Source organism: Streptomyces thermospinosisporus (assembly GCF_039526425.1).
Taxonomy (GTDB): Bacteria; Actinomycetota; Actinomycetes; order Streptomycetales; family Streptomycetaceae; genus Streptomyces; species Streptomyces thermocarboxydovorans.
The window spans coordinates 40815-62108 of record NZ_BAAAIZ010000010.1 but is presented as its reverse complement, the minus strand read 5'-3'; the positions used below and the strand labels follow the sequence as shown (position 1 = coordinate 62108).

The following is a 21294-nucleotide window of genomic DNA, read 5'->3' as shown; positions in this document are numbered from 1 at the left end:
AGCCCTTCACCCCGCCTTGGCCTCGCCGCCCCCGTAGAGCACCCGGCTCACGGACTCATAGGTCACCGCGTGACCGGCGAGCACCTCGGCGGGGACACCGGGCCGGCTGGTGAGGGCGAGCAGGATGTGCTCGTCACCGATGCGCCGTTCCCGCTGGGCGAGGGCGATGCGCAGGGTCCGCTCCAGCACGTCCTTCGCCCCCTTCTCGAACGGCACATGCCCCGACCGCCGCCCCCGCCGGCTCCCCGACAACGCACCGACCCCGTGCACGCCCTCCACCCGGGCCACGACCTCATCCACATCAATCCCCAGCCCGGCCAGAGCCTCCGCCTCGGCCCGCGTCAGCCCGCCCCGTCTGCGAACCTCCTCCAGCTCTTCCCGCACGGCGTCCTTCCACTCGCCACCCCCGAGCGCGGCCAGGGCGAAGGAAGCGCGGCTGCCCTCCCTCTCCAGCAGCCCCAGCAGCAGATGCTCGGGCGTCACCGACGCCGCCCCCACCGCCGCCGCCTGCGCGACCGCTCCCTTGACCACCGCACGGGCGTCCTTGGTGAACCGCTCGAACATCAATGCCTCCCGTACTTCTTGTGCACGGCCTGCCGGCTCACGCCGAGTTCGTTGGCGATCTCCTGCCAGGACCATCCCTGATTGCGGGCACTGCGTACCTGTACGGCCTCCAGCTGCTCCAGCAGCCTCCGCAACGCGGCGACGGCCCGCAGCCCGACCCTCGGATCCCGGTCCCCGGCCCGCTCGGCCAGATCAATTGCCTCACTCACCCTGTCAACCTACGTTGACAGGGTGCTCCACGTCAACCCCGGTTGACACAAAAGCGGCCGGCCCGAACCCGGACCGGCCGCTTCACGCCCCGTTGCTCAGCCGTTCGTCAACACGATCTTCCCGAACAGCTCCCCCGACGCCATCTTCTCGAAGCCCTCCCGGGCCCGGTCCATCGGCAGCACTTCATCGATCACGGGCCGCACCCCCGTCGCCGCACAGAACGCGAGCAGATCCTCCAGCTCCTCCTTGGTCCCCATCGTGGACCCCACGACCTTCAGCTCCAGGAAGAAGATCCTCGTCAGCTCGGCGTGCGAGGGCCGGTCACCGCTCGTCGCCCCGGAGATCACCAGCGTGCCCCCCGGCTTCAGCGACTTCACCGAGTGCGACCAGGTGGCGGCCCCCACCGTCTCGATCACCGCGTCCACCCGCTCCGGCAGCCGCGCCCCTGACTCCAGCGCCTCCACCGCGCCGAGCTCCAGCGCCCGCTTGCGCTTGGCCTCGTCGCGGCTGGTGGCGTACACCCTCAGGCCGGCGGCCTTACCGAGCACGATCGCAGCCGTCGCGACACCACCACCCGCACCCTGCACCAGCACCGAATCACCGGGCCGCACACCGGCGTTGGTGAACAGCATCCGGTACGCGGTCAGCCAGGCAGTGGGCAGACAGGCGGCCTCCTCGAAGGACAGCTCCTTCGGCTTGGGCAGCAGATTCCAGGTAGGTACGGAGACCTTCTCAGCAAACGTCCCCTGGTAACGCTCGGTCAGAATGGACCGGGGCTCACGGGGCCCGACCCCGTGCCCCGTCTGTCCGATGACGGAGTGCAGAACGACCTCGTTGCCGTCCTCGTCGACGCCGGCGGCGTCGCAGCCGAGGATCATCGGCAGCTTGTCCTCGGCGAGGCCCACGCCGCGCAGGGACCAGAGGTCGTGGTGGTTGAGGGAGGCCGCTTTCACCGTGACGGTGCTCCAGCCGGGGCGGGGCTCGGGAGCCGGTCGCTCTCCCAACTCCAGACCCGAGAGCGGCTGGTCACGGTCGATTCGGGCAGCGTAGACAGCGAACATGGGGTCGACGATAGGTTCCCGCCCCCTCCTGAGGAACCAACGGGGCCTGTGACACACACCCTCTTGCACATCCCGTTCACTGTCTGGTCGCCTTGCACAACCATCCCGGTGGGGTTTGAGCACCCGGCTGGGTGCTGGGCGGGGGTGGGTTTGCGCCAGCCCCGCTGGGAGGGTGCCGCTGCGCCCACCCTCCCCCACTCTCGGCTTCGCTCGAGCGGGGGGACCCCCATCGCCTCAGGCGGCACGAATGCCCGCAGTTACGGCGGGCACGCTGCCCGCGGTGGCGCGGCTGCGCTGCCCGCAGCTGGGGAGGCGCGGCTGGCCCGGCGAGGCAGGTAGCCGCGCGCGGCGCTCACCGACCACCGGGCTCAGGCGGCCGCAGGCGCGCGCGGCGGGGAGGGGTCGGGGTGGTGGTGTCCGCCCGCAGCGGCTGGCGCGTCCGCGCCAGTACCCCGCTAAGAAGCCGATTTCGCGCCAGACCGAGGACGGATACCACCACCCCGGCCCCGACTCACCCACCCACCGCGGGCGCTACGCGCACCCCCACCGGAGCCGCAGTTGCGCCACAGGCATCTCCACGCGAACCCCCACCGGACCCCAGGCAAAGTCGACGCGCACCCCCACCCACCCGCAGGGGCGTACGAAGCACCGCCCCTCACCCGGACGGGTGTACGTGCACGCACGAAAACGGCGAGGAAAGGCTCGGCCCCGTCCCGCACCCGGGAACGGGGCCTGCCGAACGCAACGCAGCCGTACGAACCTCAGCGGCGGGCGACACCCTCCGCACGCGCGGCCGCGGCCACCGCCGCCGTCACCGCCGGAGCGACCCGCTCGTCGAACGGAGACGGGATGACGTAGTCAGCGGCCAGATCGTCCCCGACCACCGACGCCAGCGCCTCCGCAGCCGCCAGCTTCATGCCCTCCGTGATCCGGGACGCCCGCACCTGCAGCGCCCCCGCGAAGATCCCCGGAAACGCCAGCACGTTGTTGATCTGGTTCGGGAAGTCCGACCGCCCCGTCGCGACAACCGCCGCGTACTTGTGCGCGACCTCCGGATGCACCTCCGGATTCGGATTGGCCATGGCGAAGACGAACGCGCCCTCCGCCATCGACGCCACCGCCGCCTCCGACACCGTCCCACCGGAGACGCCGATGAACACATCGGCCCCCTCCAGCGCGGCCTCCAGCGACCCCGAGAGCCCCGCCTTGTTCGTGAACGAGGCCACCTCCGCCTTGATCGGCGTCAGATCACCCCGGTCCCGCGACACGACACCCTTGCGGTCGGCCAGCGCCACATCCCCGATGCCGGCCTCGACCAGCATCTTCGCGATGGCGACCCCGGCCGCACCCGCACCGGAGATCACCGCCCGCAGCTCACTGAGCGCCCGCCCGCTGAGCCGCGCGGCGTTCCGCAGCGCCGCCAGCGTCACGACCGCCGTACCGTGCTGGTCGTCGTGGAAGACCGGGATGTCCAGCCGCTCCTGCAGCTTCCGCTCGACCTCGAAGCACCGCGGCGCCGAGATGTCCTCCAGGTTGATGCCCCCGAAGGACGGCGCCAGCCGCACCACGGTCTCGACGATCTCGTCCACGTCCGTGCAGCTCAGCGCGAGCGGAACCGCGTCCACCCCACCGAACTGCTTGAACAGGATCGCCTTGCCCTCCATCACGGGGAGGGACGCCTCGGCGCCGATGTCACCGAGGCCCAGTACGGCCGTCCCGTCCGTCACGACGGCGACGACCGACGACTTCCACGTGTAGTCATGGACGAGTTCCGGCTGCTCGGCGATCGCGCTGCACACCTTCGCGACGCCGGGCGTGTACGCCAGGGACAGGTCGTCCTTGTCACGGACCGGCACGGTGGCCTTCACAGCCATCTTGCCGCCGCGATGCAGCGCGAACGCCGGGTCGAAGGAGTCGAGGGACGTGAGGGGCTCCGCCCCGTCCTGCTCGCTCTCGCTCCCGGTCTCACTGTCGCTGCGAGGATTCACAATCTCCGCTGCCACTAGGTTTTACCCCTTAAGTGTTCATGGTTTGAGGGTTTAACCACTCCTGGTGAGAAGTGGGCGGGACCGCGCCGAGCCCGGTGGGTTGATGCGTACGGGCCAAACGCGACGGGCGCGCCGCACACGCGCCCTGAGCCCCGGATGAGGGGTGTAAAGAACCTTCATACCGGACCGACGCCGCCGGCGACGAGTCCATAACGCGAAGGTCACATGCCGAGGCCAGGACTCATCGCCTGATTTCAGGACAAGACCTGGACAAACACTCGGCAAGCGCTCGCGCCCCGGCAAACGCGGCGGCCGGATCCTCGCCCAACCCCGTTCCGCCGGAGATCTTCCGGCTGAATCGAAAGTTTCCCGCAACCCGTCCGGCCTGTTCACGGCCAGGTGGGGCGCATCATCGGCCACCCGTTATCCATTTTTGACATTGGCCACCCCCTGAATGGCTCAGTCCGAATGGCAAGATGCGGTAATCACATGAGGTCGCGACACTCGAAGGCGTGTGCTCTCGTCGACCTATGGCGCTGCTTTACTCCCTGGTAACAGCAGTCGCCGGCCCCATCGGCATCTCCACCCATCCGCCGGAGGAACCCACCATGACCGCAAGCACCACCCGTCGTACCACCGCCGCACGCTCGAGGATTGCAGCGGTCGGCGCGATCGCGGTCGCAGGCGCACTGCTTCTCACCGGCTGCGGTGACCAGACTGACAAGGGCAGCGACAGCGGCACCAAGGACTCGACGGGCTCCGCCGCCCCGCTCGCCGACAAGCTCCCGGCCGACATCCGCAAGGCGGGCGTCATCAAGGTCGGCTCCGACATCGCGTACCCGCCTGTCGAGTTCATGCAGGGCGGCAAGGCCGTCGGCATCGACCCCGACATCGCAGAGGCGCTGGGCAAGCAGCTCGGCGTGAAGTTCGACTTCCAGAACGGCAAGTTCGACCAGCTCATCGTGGGTCTGCAGTCCGGTCGCTTCAACGTGATCATGTCCGCGATGAACGACACCAAGGACCGCCAGAACGGTATCGACTCGGAGACCGGCAAGAAGGCCGGCGAGGGCATCGACTTCGTCGACTACTTCACCGCAGGCACCTCGATCCTCGTCCAGAAGGGCAACCCCAAGAACATCAAGTCCCTGGACGACCTGTGCGGTCAGGTCGTGGCGCTGCAGCGCGGCACCACCTCCGAGGGCATCGCCAAGGCCCAGAGCAAGAAGTGCACCGAGGACGGCAAGAAGGCCATCAAGCTCCAGACCTACGACACCGACCCCGAGGCGCTGCTCCGGCTGAAGCAGGGCGCGTCCGTCGCCGACCTCAACGACTTCCCGGTCGCCGCCTACAACGCCAAGACTTCGGGAGGCGGCAAGGACTTCGAGGTCGTCGGTGAGCAGATCGAGGCCGGCCCGTACGGCATCGGTGTGAGCAAGAAGAACACCCAGCTGCGCGACGCCATCCAGGCTGCCGTGAACGCGATCATCAAGAACGGCGAGTACGAGAAGATCCTCGAGAAGTGGAACGTCACGGATGGCGCAGTGACGGAGGCGAAGATCAACGGCGGCTCCTGAGCCTCGGCACACTGAAGGGCAGTCACTGTGACTGACACGATCGACAAGGCTCCGGCGGCGTCCGTGCCGCCGGAGCAGATCAAAGCGATCCCCGTGCGCCACTACGGCCGCTGGCTGGCCGGGGCAGCGGTCATCGCCATCCTGGTACTGATCGGGATCGCCTTCTCGAACGCGAACATCAACTACGAGATCATCCCCGACTACCTGACGGACGGCACCATCCTGTCCGGCGCCTGGCACACGCTGTACATCTCCGTGCTGGCCATGGTGCTGGGCCTCGTCCTGGGCGTGATCCTCGCGGTCATGCGGATGTCGTCCAACCCGGTCACCAGCACGGTGGCCTGGTTCTACGTCTGGTTCTTCCGGGGCACTCCGGTCCTGGTCCAGCTGCTGATCTGGTACAACATCTCGCTCGTCTTCCCGGTCCTGAACCTGGGGTTCTACAAGGACGAGATGAACCAGGTCATGACGCCGTTCCTCGCGGCGTTGCTGGGTCTCGGCCTGAACGAGGCCGCCTACATGTCCGAGATCGTCCGCGCCGGCATCCAGTCCGTTGACGAGGGGCAGACCGAGGCCTCCCACGCACTGGGCATGACCCGGGGCAAGACCCTTCGGCGCGTGATCCTGCCGCAGGCCATGCGGGTCATCGTGCCGCCGACGGGCAACGAATACATCAACATGCTCAAGACGAGCTCGCTGGCGTACGCGGTGCAGTTCAATGAACTGATCAAGCGGTCCACGGACATCTCCAGCACCTCGCTCGCGGTCGTCGAGATGTACTTCGTGGCCTCGATCTGGTACCTGATCCTGACCAGCGTCTTCAGCGTCGGCCAGTACTACCTGGAGCGCCGCTACGCCCGTGGTTCGACGCGGAGCCTGCCGCCGACGCCGCTGCAGCGCCTGAAGAAGAACCTCCGTCTGTTCGGTTCGTTCCGCCGTCCGGGGGAGGCCCGATGACCAGTCTCGGCAAAGACATCGTCAAGCCCACCGGCGGACACCCGATGGTCAAGGCCGAAGGCGTCCACAAGTCTTTCGGTCTGGCCCACATCCTCAAGGGCATCGACCTCGAGGTGAATCCCCGGGAGGTCTTCTGCCTGATCGGCCCGTCCGGTTCCGGCAAGTCCACCTTCCTGCGGTGCATCAACCACCTGGAGAAGATCAGCGCCGGCCGCCTGTACGTGGACGGTGAGCTGGTCGGCTACCGGCAGAAGGGCGACAAGCTCTACGAGCTGAAGGAGAAGGAGGTCGCGGCGCAGCGGCGGGACATCGGCATGGTGTTCCAGCGCTTCAACCTCTTCCCCCACATGACGGCGCTCGAGAACGTCATGGAGGCCCCTGTCCAGGTCAAGCGCGAGGCCAAGGCCGTGGCCAGGGAGCGCGCTGAGCGGCTGCTGGACCGGGTGGGCCTGGGTGACCGGAAGAACCACTACCCGGCCCAGCTCTCGGGCGGTCAGCAGCAGCGTGTCGCCATCGCGCGAGCCCTGGCGATGGAGCCCAAGCTGATGCTGTTCGACGAGCCGACGTCCGCACTGGACCCGGAGCTCGTCGGCGAGGTTCTCGACGTCATGCGCGACCTCGCAGAGGACGGCATGACCATGATCGTGGTCACCCACGAGATGGGCTTCGCCCGAGAGGTCGGCGACAGCCTCGTCTTCATGGACGACGGCGTGGTCGTCGAGGCCGGCAACCCGCGCGACGTCCTGACCAAGCCGCAGCACGAGCGGACGAAGGCATTCCTCTCGAAGGTCCTGTAGCGGTCACGCGGTCCAGCGTGTGAGTGGGGCGGTGCAGATGCATCGCCCCACTTGCATGTGCGCAGCGCTTCGCAATCTCAAATCATCCTCAGATGCTCTCTTCCTCATTGATCACAGATCGCACACAGGAGAACTCGGGCGAGTGCCACGACTCGAACGGTGCCCTTAACGGCTGGACGGCCACGACTTCAAGGAAGGCAAGTACGGTCACCCGTACCGCCCCTTCGCATTCCCCGCCCGCCCGCCGGCCCCGGCCTACTTCAGGGCCAGCAGCAGCGTGTCCGCCGGCGAGCACCACACCGGCCGGACCTCGGCGAAGCCCTTCTCGCGCAGTACCCGCGCGTGCCAGGCCGGGGACGGCATGAAGCCGTCCGTGTGCTCGCCGTGGATCTCGAAGCGCCGGGCGGTCGGTCCGGCCAGCACCGGGTCCTTGGCGGCGAGCTGCCACCACTGGGCCCAGTCGAGGGCGCCGTCGCGCTTGGCCTGATCCATGCGGGCCTGGCGCTGCGCGCGCTCGGCCGCATTGATCCGGGGCGTGGTCTCGTCGATCATGTGATCCGCGTTCATGAAGACACCGCCGTCGCGGACCAGTCCCGCGATCCGGCCGTAGAGATCCGCGAGGGGTTCCCGGTGCAGCCAGTGCAGGGCCGTCGCGGTCAGTACGGCGTCGTACGAGTCGTGGGGCAGCTTGGCGACCCACTCGGGGTCCTTGAGATCGGCGGTGACGAGGGTGACCCGCTCGTCGCCCGCGAAGGTGCCCTCGGCGATGGCGAGCAGCGCCGGGTCCAGGTCGACCCCGGTGCTGGTGGCGTCCGGGAACCGGGCGAGCAGCCGGGCGGTGATGCTGCCGGTGCCGCAGGCCAGGTCGAGCACCCGCGGTGCGGTGCCGACCAGCGCCTCGACCATGTCGAGCATGACGCGGAATCGTTCCTCCCGGTCGGGCAGGTACCACTCCTGCTGGCGGTCCCAGCTCTCCTGCCAGGCCCGCCAGTCGGTGCCGAAGATGTCCGTGGTGCCGGTGGTGCCGGTGCTGTCCGTGGCGCCGGCCTCGCCGACCGCTCCAGTGTCCGTTCCCGTGCTCCTGTCGGTGTCCGTCATCGAGCAGCGCTCCCTCACACCCGTCACGTAATACCCTGAAAGCACGATCGTCTGTTACCTGACCGCATGCACGACCATAGAGCCCACGCGTAAGGACTACAAGTGGAACTGGCCTATTACTCCGACTACGCCGTCCGCCTCGTCAACACCGAGGAACCGGCGCGGGGGAAGGACACCCTGACCTCTGTCGAGGCGGTACGCGATCTGTTCGGCGCCAATCAGTCGGCCGCACGCCGTGCCACGGAGGCCGATGTCACCCGGTTCCGCTCGGTCCGCGCCCGGCTGCGCGCGGTCTTCGAGGCGGCCGACTCCGGCGACGAGACCCTGGCGGTGGACCTGCTGAACTCGCTGCTGCTGGAGTTCCCGGTCAGCCCGCAGATCTCCGGCCACGACTTCCGCGACGACGACGGCCGTCCGCTCTGGCACATGCACCTGGCCGACCACCCGTCCAACGCCACCGCCGGCTACGCCGCGATCGCCGCGATGGGCCTGGCCTTCCACCTCACCGAGTACGGCGTGGACCGCCTGGGCCTGTGCCAGGCCCCGCCCTGCCGCAACGCCTACCTGGACACCTCGACCAACCGCTCGCGCCGCTACTGCTCCGACCGCTGCGCCACCCGCGCCAATGTGGCGGCCTACCGCGCCCGCAAGCGCCTGGAGGCCGACCGGTCGGAGGAGAACACCGGCCGGGCCGCGGAGAGCGCCCAGGTGAGCAGCGCCAGCGGCGAGCGCTGAGCGGGCTTGCGAGGCCGGTACCGGAAGCGCACCTTGCCCAGCACCAGCTCGTCGGGCACCACCCCGTAGTCGGTGCTGTCGCCGCCCGCGTAGCCGTTGTCCCCCAGTACCCACCAGCCGCCGTCGCGCCGCTCGGCGATCCGCTTGACGACGAGCAGGTCCTGCTGGAAGGGATGCCGCAGCACGACGACGTCACCCACCCGGACGCGGGCTCCGTAGTGCACCAGGAGCCGGTCCCCGTGATACAGCGTCGGCACCATGGACGGCCCCGTCACCTCGGCCACCCCGAAGGGCAGCGTCGACCCCGTCCGCTCGGCGTCCGACAACTCCGGCATCACCCGGCACCTCCCCGGTCTTTCCTCCACCAGTCTCAGTGTGACCCCGGACTTTTGTCCTAAGCCCGCGGGGGCACTCGCGAAAAGGGGTCACGCAGGGAGTAATGTCCCCCCTGAGAAGACGATCACGAGGGAGGAATGCTTCATGCTTTCCCGCCTGTTTGCGCCCAAGGTCACGGTCAGCGCGCACTGCGACCTGCCCTGCGGCGTGTACGACCCGGCCCAGGCCCGCATCGAGGCGGAGTCGGTGAAGGCCATCCAGGAGAAGATGGCCGGCAACGACGACCCGCACTTCCGGGCTCGTGCCGCTCACATCAAGGAGCAGCGCGCGGAGCTCGCGAAGCACCACGTCTCCGTGCTGTGGAGCGACTACTTCAAGCCGCCGCACTTCGAGAAGTACCCCGAGCTGCACCAGCTGGTGAACGACACGCTGAAGGCCCTGTCGGCCGCCAAGGCGTCGACGGACCCGGCCACCGGCCAGAAGGCGCTGGACTACATCGCCCGGATCGCCGAGATCTTCCAGGAGACCAAGAAGGCCTGAGCCTCACCTGGACCCACCGACCTGCGGTCCCGCGATCGCCCGGTCCACCCCGCACCCGGCCCGCACCCGCCACCACCCACGGCGGCCCTGCGGACCGGGTGCGGTCGTTCCGGGGCCGTGACAGGGCACCGGCTCATCGCGGGCCTGCCGGCAGGCCCGTCCTCGCTGTGCGGTGCAGATGGATCCACGATGCCAGGGCGAGGGCCGACGCGACGGATCCGAACAGCGACTGCCAGACGGGTCCTGGGCCACTGAAGGTGGCGCCCTCGTCCGAGCCGAGGGCCGCCCAGACGCAGGCCGTCCCCACGAGCAGGTCGACGGCGCAGACGAGCCATGCGGACACCAGGCCGGCCGCCAGTTGCGCGGGCCGGATGCAGAGCACGGCCAGGGACAGCGCCGCCCCGAGGACGAGCACGGCGATTTGCATGAACCAGATGGCGGCGGTGTGGTCGGAGTCGGCTCCCCAAATGGCGATCTGCGCACCGGCCATGCCCAGCGCGCACAGCGTCACCCCGACCGCCGACCACGCATCGCCCCGCCGCGGCCGGAGGGACAGCAGGGGGGACGAGCGCATGCCGATCACCGCCACGAGGGCCGTCCCTGCGGCTACTGCCAGCAGAATCCGTGTGCCGACGATGAACTCCGGAAGCCACGTGAAGGCGACGTTCCGGGATCCGTAGACATCGGCCTGTACGGCGTACGGTATTCCCATCGCGTTCAGGGCGCCGTAACCGGTCAGGAGCCCCGCGCCCGCCCAGGCGCGTGGCAGCGGCGACCGGGTGAGGCGCCACACCGCTACACCGATGGCGATGCTGATCACGGGGCGGATGAACTCCGAGAGGAAGGAGCCCTCCTCGTCGATCAGGATGGCCACCGGGTCCGTGACGGAATGCCAGCCGTAGAGGACAACTCTCAGAAAGGGGTTCACCAGCAGGCCTACGCCGTACAGGGACATCGCCACGAGGGCGGCCGTCCCGGCGTGGCGCAGAAGCCTCGATGCGTTGGTGCGGCTCGGGGGGTCCCGTGGGTCGAGGGGTGCCTGCCCGCCGCCGGGGGCGGCGGTACGCCCCCGAAGGGGTGGCGGCGTGGACGAGGGCGGCGGAGTCCGGCCGAGGCCGGCGGAGGTCGCGGGGGCCGGCGACGGGACGAACTGGGGCACCGTCTGCCCGGTGCGTCGCGCGGTCGCCGCGAAGGCCGGATTGCGTGACAGGGCGAGCCCGTCGATCGTTCCCGTGACGCGCTGCTGGGGCAGGGGCAAGCGGAGGACCGTGGCGGTGTACAGAAGCCTGCGGTAGGTCTCGCCGCAGGTGAGCAGTTCCGGACCGTCGGGCACTCCGTCGCGCAGCAGGCGGAGGAGTTCGCCGGTGAACGCGGTGTGAGTTGCGCCCTCGGGGGCCAGGGAGACCCCGGTGCGGGGAGCGGAGGTGAGGACGAACGTCCCCGAGATCTCGAGCCGTCCGGCAAGCCCGGACTCGTCGTCGGCCATGTCCGCGGCGCCCAACCCGCTGAAACAGCAGTCGAGGACCACCACCCGGTTCGCCGCCCCGCAGTCGTTCAACACCTCGCGCACCAGGTCGTAGGCCAAGGCGCTCACCCCGAGTTCCTCGGGGTCGGTGTCCGAGAGGGCGAGGTAGAGGTCGGTGCGCGGACCGACGAGACCGTGTCCGGCGAAGTAGACGATGAGGGTGTCCTCGGCCAGTGCCGCGTAGTGCTTCAGCGAGCGGTACACCGTGCGGATGTCTTCCGGGTCGCTGAGTACGACGCAGCGCTCCGGAGGGAGCCCGCCCAGCGCCGGGTCGGTGAGAACCGCCTGCAGATCGCGGAGGTTGTTGCGCACGGCGGGCAGGTTTCTCAGACCTGACCGATAGGTGCCGGTGCCGATCAGGACGGCGTACGACCGCTGCGGGTCGGGAAGACGCACGACGCCCGCCCTAGTCGTCAGTCGCGGGGGCGGGTGGCTCCGGCGGGCCTTCCAGCGCCAGGCGCAGCAGTCGTTCAGACTCCTCCGCCTCGGCCGTCGTGATGGTCACCTGCCGGCCGCCGGTCGTGGTGACCCTGACCGTGGTGGGGGCTCGGCCCGCGGCGCGCCGTTGGGTGAGCCAGAGAGTCAGAGCCTGTCCCAGCGCTCCCGTGACGGCGCTGACGACTCCGCTGACCAGTCCCTCGACGACGAGCTCGCCGACCGACCCCATCTGGCCGGGTAAGGCGGCCGGTGTGGAGTACCGGACGCGTCCACGCAGGGCCGACTCCTGGCGCAGCCAGTCCCACAACGACTGCATGGCGGCATGGTCCCCGTCGACCGCGATGCGGACACCGACGACATCGACCACTGCTTCCCCCTCTTCGTCACCGAGCCATGGCCGTATACAGGAGGAAGCCGATGCCGGGCCGCCACCTGGGGGGGACGATGATCCCACCAGGAACCCGCACACCGCAGCGATTCCGCTGCAAATGCACCGGACGGTGGTGGTGCAGGGGCGGGTTCGGTCGGAGGGGCTACTGTCCGACCGGGCAGGGATCGGCGGCCTGCGGTCCGTCCGCGTGGTGCCGGGCCTCGGGCCGGTCTTCCGCCTTGCCGCAGTCGGGATTCCGGCAGGGCCCCGGTTGCCAGACGGGGACCCAGGCGCCCAGCGTCTTGTGGCGCCGGGCGACCATCTCCAGCGGCTGTCCGCAGGTGGGACAGACGGGCCGTTCGCCGGTCATGTCCCGCAGCGTAGGTCCGGGTGGGGCTCAGCGCCTCCTGGAGTAGGTGCGCACCACCGCTCCGTTGCGGAAGGTGCGCGTGGACTCCAGGGTGAACTCCACCACGGGGAATGCGGCGCTGAACATGGGCATGCCGGTGCCCAGCACGATCGGGTAGGTCTTGATGACCATCTCGTCGATCTCCCCGGCCAGTTCCCCGGCGACGCGGGAGCCGCCGCAGAGGTAGATGTCGTACGGGCTGTCCTCGGCCTTCAGTTCGCGGACCCGGCCGACCAGGTCGTCGGAGACGATCTCGACGTTCGGGTCGGGCGACTCGGTGAGGGTGCGGGAGGCGACGAACTCCCGCAGATGGGCGTAGGGGCTGGTGATGCCCTCCTTCAGCGCGAGGTCGTAGCTGGCCCGGCCCTGGATGACCGTGTCGAACCGCTTGTTCGGCAGGTCGTCCAGGCCCAGGGCCCGGCGCCCGTGGGTCGGCAGAGTCTCCGGATACTCGGTGCGCAGGTACTCGAAGAACTCCTCGTCGACGAACCGCACCATGGCCGAGGCGTCGCCGCCGGGGTCGCCGATGAAGCCGTCGATGGAGCAGGCGATGAAGTAGGTGAGCTTTCGCACGATGGCCTCCTGGCTGCGGGTGCCCTGACCGCGTTGCCGCGGCTGTGCTGCCCTGGCTGTGTTGCCTTGGCTGTGCCGCTTCGTTGACGACTTCAGTTGTAGTACTTCGGTTGTAGTGGTTGCAAGGGTTTATCGCGTTCAGCGCAGGCGGGGGCGCGGTTCGCGCCACATGGGCCACATGCAGGGGCCGTCGGGGAGGCGGAGAGGTTCCCCGGTGAGTGAGAAACCGAGACGTTCGTAGAGGCGGCGGCTGCGTTCGCTGCTCGCCTCCAGGTACGCGGGCAGCCCTTCGCGGTCGCAGCGGTCGAGGACCGAGGTGATGAGGGCGGTGCCGAGGCCCTCGCCCTGCCGCTGCGGGGCCACGCCGATCATCCACAGGTACTCGTGGGCCCGCCCGGAGGGGTGGATCGCCGCGGTCAGCCTGCCGATCTGCTCCACCCGCTCGTTGTCCGGGTCGACCGCCTGCCGCAGCTGTGCGGGCCCGTCGTCCTCCTCCCCGGAGCCGTGCTCCTCCTCCGGCATCGACATCCACAGCGCGCACGCCGAGCCGTCCTCCGTGACGTCGATGCGCCCGCCGGCGAGCACGATGTCGGTGAACGCCGCCATCAGCCGGTGATGCGTGCGCCGCCAGTACTCCTCGCCGGGGAACACCCAGCTGCTCACCGGGTCGTCCTGGAACGCCTCGTCCAGCAGCCGGACCACCAGCTCCCGGTCGCCCTCACCGGCCGTACGGATCGCCACGCCCATCTCCGCTTCTCCTCTCAACCGCCTTGTCATGTACGGGGGTTGAGCCTACGGGGACGGTGGCCGGCGGTGCAGCGGGCGGGCCCCGCACACCGTGGGGAAGTGCGGGACCCGCCGCCGGGTCCGGAGCACCGGTGCCGTGCGGGTCAGGGTCCGCACGGCCCGGCGGCTCCGGGGCTTCAGGTGGTGCGCCGGGTGACGAACTCGGCCAGCGACAGCAGCCCTCCGGCACCCTCCGGGTCGGGCACCGCGCGGGCCAGTTCCTGCATCGCCCGGGCCATCCGGTCGGCCGCCTGGGCCTGCGCCCAGTCACGGCCGCCCGCCCGTTCCACGGCCGAGGTGATGCGTTCCAAGTCCTCCCTCGTGTGTTCCAGGTCCCCCTTCGCGTGCGGAGCCGCGTAGAGCGCGGCGAGTTCGGTGGCCGCCGGGGAGCCGGAGGTGAGCGCGGCGACCACCGGCAGGGACTTCTTGCGGGCGGCCAGGTCCGCGCCGGCCGGCTTGCCGGTGCGGCCTGGGTCGCCCCATATGCCGATCACGTCGTCGATCAGCTGGAAGGCCAGCCCGGCCTGACGCCCGAACGCGTCCAGCGCCCGCACCTCGGCGTCCGAGGCACCGGCGTACAGCGCGCCCAGGGCGCAGGCGCAGCCGAGGAGCGCGCCGGTCTTGGCCTCGGCCATGGCCAGCGTCTCGTCGAGGGTGACCTCCTGCGGGGCGCGCCGTTCCATGGCGGTGTCCGCGTGCTGGCCCGCGCACAGCTCGATCACGCAGTCGGCGAGCCGGGCCGCGGCGAGCGGGGCGGCCCGGTGCCCGTCCTCGGCGAGCAGCCGCAGGGCCAGCGCCTGGAGGGCGTCCCCGGCGAGGATGGCGTCGGCGTCACCGAACACCGTCCAGGCGGTGGGCCGGTGGCGGCGGGTGGTGTCCCGGTCCATCACGTCGTCGTGCAGCAACGTGAAGTTGTGGACGAGCTCCACCGCGGCGGCGGCCCGTAAGGATGCCGCACGTGCACCTGGTCCGCCGAGGGCGGAGGCCGAGGCCAGCACCAGGGCAGGCCGGATCGCCTTGCCGGATCCGCCGGAGGCCGGGGTGCCGTCGGCGTGCTCCCAGCCGAAGTGGTAGCGCGCGATCCGCCGCATCGGGCCGGGCAGCGAGGCGATCGCGGCCCGCAGCACCGGGTCGACCTCGGCCCGCGCCAGCTCCAGCAGCGTCGTCGCCTCGTGCCTCTCGGCGGGACGCCGTACGGTCCCCGGTACGCCCCGGGGTGAACGCCCTGCCGTGGACTGTGTCCTGAGCTCCGTCATGGACTCACCCCTGCGACCGGCCCGGAGGATGAGCGGCGGGTGATGCCTGCACCGCCGTAGCGCGCGTACCTGGAGGGTGTACCCGTCCGGGCGTGCGGGGACACGGCGGGCCGGCCGCGGCGTGGCTGGATCGTCACCGCCAGCGGCCGATCGCGACGTTCTCCAGGACGCCCAGTGCGTCCGGTACCAGCACCGCTGCCGAGAAGTAGGTCGTGACCAGGTACTTGATGATGGCCTGTTCGTTGATGCCCATGAACCTGACGGACAGGCTCGGCTCGATCTCGTCCGGGATGCCGGAGGCCCGCAGGCCGATGACGCCCTGGTCCTCCTCGCCGGTGCGCAGCGCGATGATGGAGGTGGTGCGGGCCTCGGTCACCGGGATCTTGTTGCACGGGAAGACGGGCACCCCGCGCCAGGTGGGGATGCGGTTGTTGCCGATGTCGATGGTCTCCGGGACCAGTCCCCGCTTGTTGAGCTCGCGGCCGAACGCGGCGATGGCACGCGGGTGGGCCAGGAACATCCTGGTCCCGCGGCGCCTGCTGAGCAGTTCGTCCATGTCGTCGGGGCTGGGCACGCCGTCGTGCGGCTGGATCCGCTGGTCGTACTCGCAGTTGTGCAGCAGGCCGAAGTCCCGGTTGTTGACCAGCTCGTGCTCCTGACGCTCCTTCAGCGCCTCGACGGTCAGCCTGATCTGCTGCTCCGTCTGGTTCATCGGCTGGTTGTAGAGGTCGGCCACGCGGGTGTGGATGCGCAGCACGGTCTGGGCCACGCTGAGTTCGTACTCGCGGGGCCGGGGCTCGTAGTCCACGAAGGTGTGCGGGACGTCCGGCTCGCCGCTGTGGCCGGCCGCGAGGTCGATCTCCTTCTCTCCGTACTTGTTGGTGCGCTGGGCCGGGACGGAGCGGCTGCGCCTGAGATGCTCGCGCAGGGTCTCGGAGCGCTCGGCGACCTGCTGGACCGCCTCGCGGGGCAGCACCAGCACGGTGCAGGCGGTGAGCGTGCGGGCCGTGTACTCCCAGATGGCGTCCTCGTCGAGCAGAGCCTGGTCGCCGAAGTAGGCGCCGTCGGCGAGGACCCCGAGGGACTCGTCGTCTCCGTAGGGGCCGGTGCCGATCTTCTCCACCCTGCCGTGCGCCAGCAGGTACACCTCGTCGGTGGGGCTGCCGAAGGAGGCGATCACCTGGCCGGCCTCGATCTCCCGCTGCCGGCAGCGGGTGGCGAGTTCGGCGAGCACCTCCTCGTCCTCGTAGTCCCGCAGGGCGGGCAGTTCGCCCAGCTCCGCGGGGATGATCTCGACGCGGTCGCCGGTCTTCACGAATGTCATCCGGCCGTCGCCCACGGCGTAGGTCAGCCGCCGGTTCACCCGGTACGTTCCGCCCTTGACGTCCACCCACGGCAGCATGCGCAGCAGCCAGCGCGAGCTGATCTCCTGCATCTGCGGAACGGACTTGGTGGTCGTGGCCAGGTTCCGCGCCGCCGCCGTACCGAGGCTCTGCTGGGGCCTGGTCTGCTCCGTGCGGACCTCTTCGCCTACCGACATATGGAATTGCCCTCCCAGTTGTGATCCACGCCCATCCGTGCCGGGCATCGATCTGCGAGAGCAAGCCTTCCTCACGTAACGTGCTCGTACCATTACCCGAAAGAGCGGGAATGGATCTTCGAGTGCCGGGGCATCCAGTGCTTCCGGCGCGCGCTCCGCGCCGGACTCCCGGCGTTCCCGGCACGGGCGGAGCCCGACGCTCCACGAAGTTGTCCGAATCGGCTCGCACAGGCTCCGAACGATGGGTTCCGGCCGTTCCGTTTCGGTACAAGCACCGGTACGGGACGGCTGCACAGGGCGGCCGTCCGCAGCACGTGAGGAGGCGGTCATGGCCCCACCCATGTCCGCGAGCGCGTTCCTCAGCGCTCTGAAGGCGGAGGGTCTGACAGTCGTCGAGGTCGGCAACTGGCGTACCCACAACCGCAACCACAAGGGCCCCTGGGGGCCGGTGCACGGCGTGATGATCCATCACACGGTGACCAAGGGCAGCGCCAGAACCGTGGAGATCTGCCGCAAGGGCTACGAGAGCCTGCCCGGTCCGCTGTGCCACGGGGTCATCACCAAGGACGGCCGGGTCCATCTCGTCGGCTACGGCCGGGCCAACCACGCCGGTCTCGGCGACGACGACGTGCTGCGGGCGGTGATCGCGGAGCGGGCGCTGCCACCGGACAACGAGGCGAACACCGACGGCAACCGGCACTTCTACGGCTTCGAGTGCGAGAACCTCGGCGACGGCAAGGACCCCTGGCCGGCGGCACAGCTGGAGGCGATCGAGAAGGCCGCCGCGGCGGTCTGCCGCCACCACGGCTGGAACGAGCGGTCGGTGATCGGCCACCTGGAGTGGCAGCCCGGCAAGGTCGATCCGCGCGGTTTCACCATGTCCTCGATGAGGTCCCGCATCCGCGACCGGCTGAATTAGCGGCCGGGAAGCGGCCCGGTGGCGGCCCGGGCGGCGATCATTTCCGGCCAAGGATGGGGCCGGTGGGCGGTCGGGTGCCGGCGACGGCCGGGCAGTAACGGCTGCGCGGCAGTGACGGCCTCGCGCCGGAGACGGCGTTGCGCCGGAGACGGCGTTGCGCCGGAGACGGCGTTGCGCCGGAGACGGCCGGGATGACGGCCCTGTGCGCCGGTAGCGGACCGCCACGCCGTCGGCCCGGTGCCGCGGCACCGGTCTCGCGGTCGGGTGCCGGCGACGGCCGGGCGACAACGGCCCTGCGCCGGTGAGGCCCGCCCCGCCGAAGGACCGGCGCCGGAGACACCGGCCTCCGCCGCCGGGCCGCACCCCGCCCGCACCGCCCCCGCCGGGGACAATGGCACCGTGACCTGGCCCGACGCCCCCGAGTCCTCCGGCTCTCCCGAGGCCCCCGGTTCCCCCGAGGCCCCCGGCTCCCCCGAGGCCCCCGGCTCCCCCGAGGCCCCCGGCTCCCCCGGACTCGCCGGGCTCGCCGGGCTCGCCGGGCTCCGACCCCGGCTGCCCTCGCCGGTGCAGGAAGTCGTGGACGAGCGGTTCGAACGGCACGGAGTGCGGCTCGTGCTCAAGCGGGACGACCTGATCCACCCGGAACTGATCGGCAACAAGTGGCGCAAGCTGGCGCCCAGCCTCGCGGCGGCCGAGGGCCGGACGGTGGTCACCTTCGGCGGGGCGTACTCCAACCACCTGCGGGCCACGGCCGCCGCCGGACGCCTGCTCGGGCTGCGCACCGTCGGTGTGGTCAGGGGGCACGAGCTGCGCGACCGCCCGCTCAACGGCTCCCTCGCCCGCTGCGCCGCCGACGGCATGCGGCTGCACTTCGTCGAGCGCTCGGTCTACCGCCGCAAGACCGAGCCCGGGACGCTGGCGGCCGTCCTGCGGGACGCCGGCGCGGGAGAGGACGCGTACGTGGTGCCCGAGGGCGGCAGCAACGCCCTGGCCGTACGCGGCTGCCGTGCGCTGGGCGAGGAGCTGGCGGGCGTGGCCGACGTGGCCGCGGTCGCCTGCGGGACCGGCGGGACGCTGGCCGGGATGGCCGCCGGACTCGCACCAGGTGCACGGGCGTTGGGGGTGCCCGTTCTCAAGGGCGGCTTCCTGCACCGCGAGGTGGAGGCGTTGCAGACGGCCGCGTTCGGCGGCCCGGCCGGCGACTGGAGCCTGGACGACCGCTTCCACTTCGGCGGTTACGCCCGCACCACACCGGAACTCGACGCGTTCGCCGCGGACTTCGAGGACCGGCACGGCGTCCCGGTCGAGCGTGTCTATGTCGCCAAGTTGCTTTACGGCCTTGTCGCTCTCGCGGAGGAGAGGGCCTTCCGGCGCGGCAGCACGGTGGCCGCCGTCGTCACCGGGCGCCCCTTCCCCGAGGTCCCCGGTCCGTGATCCCCCGAAGGCCGTCGGCCCGTCGTCCCAGGTACTTCGTCCCCGCCTGCGCCGTCTCCCTGAACGTTCGTCCCCGCCTACGCCGTCTCCCTGAACGTTCGTCCCCGCCTACGCCGTCTCCCTGAACGTTCGTCCCCGCCTACGCCGTCTCCCTGAACGCCGCCGCCTCCTCGAGGTCGAGCCTGCGCAGCAGGGTGCGCAGCATCTCGTCGTCGATGTAGCGGCCGTCGCGCAGCCGCACGAACACGTCGCGTTCGGCGCCGATCATCTCCCGCGACAGCCGCCGGTAGGTGTCGTCCACGGACTCCCCGGTGACGGGATTGGTCTGCCCGAGCCGTTCCCAGACGGCGTTGCGGCGGCGTTCCAGCACCGCGCGCAGCCGGTCGGCGAGCGGGACGGGGAGGGCGTTGCGCTCGTCCGCCAGCAGCTCCTCGAGGCGTCGTTCCGCGGCTCGCGAGGCCTGCGCCTGGGCGTTGGCCTCGGTGAGCGTCTCCGCCTGGGCGTCGCGCGGCGGGAACTTCAGCAGGCGGGTCAGCAGCGGCAGCGTGAGTCCCTGGACGACCAGCGTGCCGATGACGGTGGTGAAGGTCAGGAACAGCAGCAGGTTGCGCTGCGGGAAGCCGGCGCCGTCGGCGGTGAGCGGGATGGAGAAGGCGATGGCGAGCGACACCACTCCGCGCATCCCGGCCCAGGCGATGACGAAGGGCGCCTTCCAGCCGGGCCGGCCCTCCCGCTCGCGGATCCGCGCCGACAGCTTCGGCGGCAGCCAGGTCGCCGGGTAGACCCAGATGAACCGCACGGCGACGACCACCGCGAAGACGGCGAGCGCGTACCAGGCGGCCTCGAGGCCCTCGTACTCGCCGAGGCCGGTGAGGACGACCGGCAGTTGCAGCCCGATCAGCGCGAAGACCGCCGACTCCAGCACGAAGGCGACCATCTTCCACACGGCCTCCTCCTGCAGCCGGGTGGCGAAGTCGACCTCCCAGGCGCGGTGCCCCAGGTAGAGCGCGACGACCACGACGGCGATGACCCCGGAGGCGTGCACCTGCTCGGCGAGCGCGTAGGCGGCGAACGGGATCAGCAGGGAGAGGGTGTTCTGCAGCAGCGCCTCCCGCACATGGGTGCGCAGCCAGTGCAGCGGCACCATCAGCACCAGGCCGACCACCAGGCCGCCGATGGCGGCGAGCAGGAACTCGCCGACCCCGCCCATCCAGGTCATGCCCTCGCCGGCGGCCGCGGCGACGGCCACCCGGAACGCGGTGATCGCGGTGGCGTCGTTCAGCAGGGACTCGCCCTGGAGGATCGTGGTCACCTTCGACGGCAGTCCCACCCTGCGGGCCACCGCGGTGGCCGCGACGGCGTCCGGCGGGGCCACCACCGCGCCGAACACCAGCGCCGCGGTCAGCGGCAGCCCCGGCACCAGCAGATACAGGACCCAGCCGACGGCGAGGGTCGCGAACAGCACGTAGCCGACCGACAGCAGCGCCACCGGCCGCAGCTGGGCGCGCAGGTCGAGGTAGGAGCTCTCGGTCGCCGCCGAGTGCAGCAGCGGCGGAAGGATCAGCGGGAGCACCACGTGCGGGTCGAGCGCGTACGCGGGCACTCCGGGGACGTAGCTGACCGCGAGTCCGGCGGCGACGAGGAGCAGGGGCGCCGGAATGGGGGTGCGCCGGGCGGCCGCGGCGACCGCGGCGCTGCCCGCGACCAGCAGAAGCAGCGGCATCACGTCCATGTCCGGCACATCCTCGCTTTCGGCTCGCCCGTCGTAATCTGGCCATCATGAAACAGTGCACGCACGCCGACGCGCTGCCGCACCCGGAGCCGGCTCCGCTCAGTGAGACGTGCCCCGAGTGTCTGCGGGACGGCACGGACCCGGTGCAGCTGCGCCTGTGTCTCACCTGCGGTCACGTCGGCTGCTGCGACTCTTCGCCGAGGCGGCACGCCACGGAGCACCACAGACGGACCGGCCACCCGGTGATGCGGTCGCACGAACGCGGGGAGAACTGGCGCTGGTGCTTCGTCGATCACGTACTGGTGTGACCCGGCGGGTCCCGGGTGCCGGACGGTTCGACCGTCTGACGTCTGGGTACGTCAATCCGGCGCGCGCTCTTCCCAATTGGGCCCGCAGACCCCTAGCCACGGAGAGTATTCATAGTTTTACTATGAGTGACAGCAAGGCCTCGG

At 70.4% G+C, this 21294-nt stretch carries 22 protein-coding genes; 8 read left to right on the top strand and 14 right to left on the bottom strand.

Annotated features, from left to right (window positions below; genetic code table 11):
• Positions 1-6: 6 nt before the first annotated feature.
• The 4 genes from ABD207_RS05225 to ABD207_RS05210 form a co-directional block, all read right to left on the bottom strand.
• Entirely contained in the window at positions 7-564 is a 558-nt protein-coding gene (locus ABD207_RS05225) for a Clp protease N-terminal domain-containing protein (RefSeq protein WP_344010389.1), read from the bottom strand.
• The gene (locus ABD207_RS05220) at positions 564-773 is read right to left on the bottom strand and encodes an HTH domain-containing protein (RefSeq protein WP_344010388.1); all 210 of its coding nucleotides are present in this window, start codon (positions 771-773) and stop codon (positions 564-566) included. The genes ABD207_RS05225 and ABD207_RS05220 overlap by 1 nt, the downstream gene beginning before the upstream one ends.
• Before the next feature lie 96 nt (positions 774-869).
• Positions 870-1835 (bottom strand): zinc-binding dehydrogenase, encoded by a 966-nt coding sequence (locus tag ABD207_RS05215; protein ID WP_344010386.1) that lies wholly within the window; start codon positions 1833-1835, stop codon positions 870-872.
• 761 nt (positions 1836-2596) lie between these two features.
• The gene (locus ABD207_RS05210; RefSeq protein ID WP_344010384.1) at positions 2597-3838 is read right to left on the bottom strand and encodes an NAD(P)-dependent malic enzyme; all 1242 of its coding nucleotides are present in this window, start codon (positions 3836-3838) and stop codon (positions 2597-2599) included.
• 593 nt (positions 3839-4431) lie between these two features.
• Between ABD207_RS05210 and ABD207_RS05205 the strand changes: the two genes are divergently transcribed.
• Genes ABD207_RS05205 through ABD207_RS05195 form a run of 3 tightly spaced genes read left to right on the top strand, consistent with a single transcriptional unit; the run spans position 4432 to position 7151 of the window.
• Entirely contained in the window at positions 4432-5397 is a 966-nt protein-coding gene (locus ABD207_RS05205) for an ABC transporter substrate-binding protein (protein WP_344010382.1), read from the top strand.
• A 27-nt stretch (positions 5398-5424) separates the two neighbouring features.
• Positions 5425-6354, top strand: a complete 930-nt coding sequence (locus ABD207_RS05200) for an amino acid ABC transporter permease (protein WP_344010380.1) — start codon at positions 5425-5427, stop codon at positions 6352-6354.
• Positions 6351-7151, top strand: a complete 801-nt coding sequence (locus ABD207_RS05195) for an amino acid ABC transporter ATP-binding protein (protein WP_344010378.1) — start codon at positions 6351-6353, stop codon at positions 7149-7151. The genes ABD207_RS05200 and ABD207_RS05195 overlap by 4 nt, the downstream gene beginning before the upstream one ends.
• A gap of 255 nt (positions 7152-7406) precedes the next feature.
• Here the strand turns inward: ABD207_RS05195 and ABD207_RS05190 are convergent, their stop codons facing one another.
• Positions 7407-8249 carry a class I SAM-dependent methyltransferase gene (locus ABD207_RS05190; RefSeq protein WP_344010377.1) on the bottom strand — a complete coding sequence of 281 codons (843 nt, stop codon included), beginning with the start codon at positions 8247-8249 and terminating at the stop codon, positions 7407-7409.
• Between the two features lie 102 nt (positions 8250-8351).
• Between ABD207_RS05190 and ABD207_RS05185 the strand changes: the two genes are divergently transcribed.
• Positions 8352-8984 carry a CGNR zinc finger domain-containing protein gene (locus ABD207_RS05185; protein WP_344010374.1) on the top strand — a complete coding sequence of 211 codons (633 nt, stop codon included), beginning with the start codon at positions 8352-8354 and terminating at the stop codon, positions 8982-8984.
• On the opposite strand, the gene sodX is transcribed toward ABD207_RS05185, so the two are convergent.
• The gene (sodX, locus tag ABD207_RS05180) at positions 8885-9319 is read right to left on the bottom strand and encodes a nickel-type superoxide dismutase maturation protease (protein ID WP_344010372.1); all 435 of its coding nucleotides are present in this window, start codon (positions 9317-9319) and stop codon (positions 8885-8887) included. The two genes, ABD207_RS05185 and sodX, sit on opposite strands and share 100 nt — an antisense overlap.
• 145 nt (positions 9320-9464) lie before the next feature.
• Between sodX and sodN the strand changes: the two genes are divergently transcribed.
• A complete protein-coding gene (gene sodN / locus ABD207_RS05175; RefSeq protein ID WP_344010370.1) occupies positions 9465-9860 on the top strand; it encodes a superoxide dismutase, Ni in 396 nt (131 codons plus the stop codon).
• Positions 9861-9993: 133 nt separating this feature from the next.
• On the opposite strand, the gene ABD207_RS05170 is transcribed toward sodN, so the two are convergent.
• The 7 genes from ABD207_RS05170 to ABD207_RS05140 all read right to left on the bottom strand — a co-directional run bounded on the left by ABD207_RS05170 (position 9994) and on the right by ABD207_RS05140 (position 16757).
• Complete coding sequence (locus ABD207_RS05170) at positions 9994-11781, bottom strand: caspase family protein (protein WP_344010368.1); 1788 nt, start codon at positions 11779-11781, stop codon at positions 9994-9996.
• A 10-nt stretch (positions 11782-11791) separates the two neighbouring features.
• Complete coding sequence (locus tag ABD207_RS05165; RefSeq protein ID WP_344010367.1) at positions 11792-12190, bottom strand: effector-associated constant component EACC1; 399 nt, start codon at positions 12188-12190, stop codon at positions 11792-11794.
• Positions 12191-12356: 166 nt separating this feature from the next.
• Positions 12357-12563, bottom strand: a complete 207-nt coding sequence (locus ABD207_RS05160; protein WP_344010366.1) for a hypothetical protein — start codon at positions 12561-12563, stop codon at positions 12357-12359.
• Positions 12564-12590: 27 nt separating this feature from the next.
• Positions 12591-13175 (bottom strand): dihydrofolate reductase family protein, encoded by a 585-nt coding sequence (locus tag ABD207_RS05155; RefSeq protein WP_344010365.1) that lies wholly within the window; start codon positions 13173-13175, stop codon positions 12591-12593.
• A 138-nt stretch (positions 13176-13313) separates the two neighbouring features.
• Entirely contained in the window at positions 13314-13922 is a 609-nt protein-coding gene (locus ABD207_RS05150) for a GNAT family N-acetyltransferase (protein WP_344010364.1), read from the bottom strand.
• A 176-nt stretch (positions 13923-14098) separates the two neighbouring features.
• Positions 14099-15217, bottom strand: coding sequence for a family 2 encapsulin nanocompartment cargo protein polyprenyl transferase (locus ABD207_RS05145; protein ID WP_344010363.1), 1119 nt, complete (start codon positions 15215-15217; stop codon positions 14099-14101).
• A 133-nt stretch (positions 15218-15350) separates the two neighbouring features.
• Positions 15351-16757, bottom strand: coding sequence for a family 2B encapsulin nanocompartment shell protein (locus ABD207_RS05140; protein WP_344010361.1), 1407 nt, complete (start codon positions 16755-16757; stop codon positions 15351-15353).
• A gap of 340 nt (positions 16758-17097) precedes the next feature.
• On the opposite strand from ABD207_RS05140, the gene ABD207_RS05135 reads away from it, so the two are divergent.
• Both ABD207_RS05135 and ABD207_RS05130 read left to right on the top strand, forming a co-directional pair.
• Positions 17098-17676: an N-acetylmuramoyl-L-alanine amidase gene (locus ABD207_RS05135; RefSeq protein ID WP_344010542.1), complete on the top strand. Its 579-nt coding sequence runs from the start codon at positions 17098-17100 to the stop codon at positions 17674-17676.
• Between the two features lie 552 nt (positions 17677-18228).
• Positions 18229-19110, top strand: coding sequence for a 1-aminocyclopropane-1-carboxylate deaminase/D-cysteine desulfhydrase (locus ABD207_RS05130; protein WP_344010541.1), 882 nt, complete (start codon positions 18229-18231; stop codon positions 19108-19110).
• A gap of 139 nt (positions 19111-19249) precedes the next feature.
• Here the strand turns inward: ABD207_RS05130 and ABD207_RS05125 are convergent, their stop codons facing one another.
• Positions 19250-20842, bottom strand: a complete 1593-nt coding sequence (locus tag ABD207_RS05125; RefSeq protein ID WP_344010359.1) for a Na+/H+ antiporter — start codon at positions 20840-20842, stop codon at positions 19250-19252.
• A gap of 47 nt (positions 20843-20889) precedes the next feature.
• Here ABD207_RS05125 and ABD207_RS05120 point away from each other — a divergent pair, with 47 nt between their 5' ends.
• Positions 20890-21150 carry a UBP-type zinc finger domain-containing protein gene (locus ABD207_RS05120; RefSeq protein ID WP_344010358.1) on the top strand — a complete coding sequence of 87 codons (261 nt, stop codon included), beginning with the start codon at positions 20890-20892 and terminating at the stop codon, positions 21148-21150.
• The last annotated feature ends 144 nt before the right edge of the window (positions 21151-21294 follow it).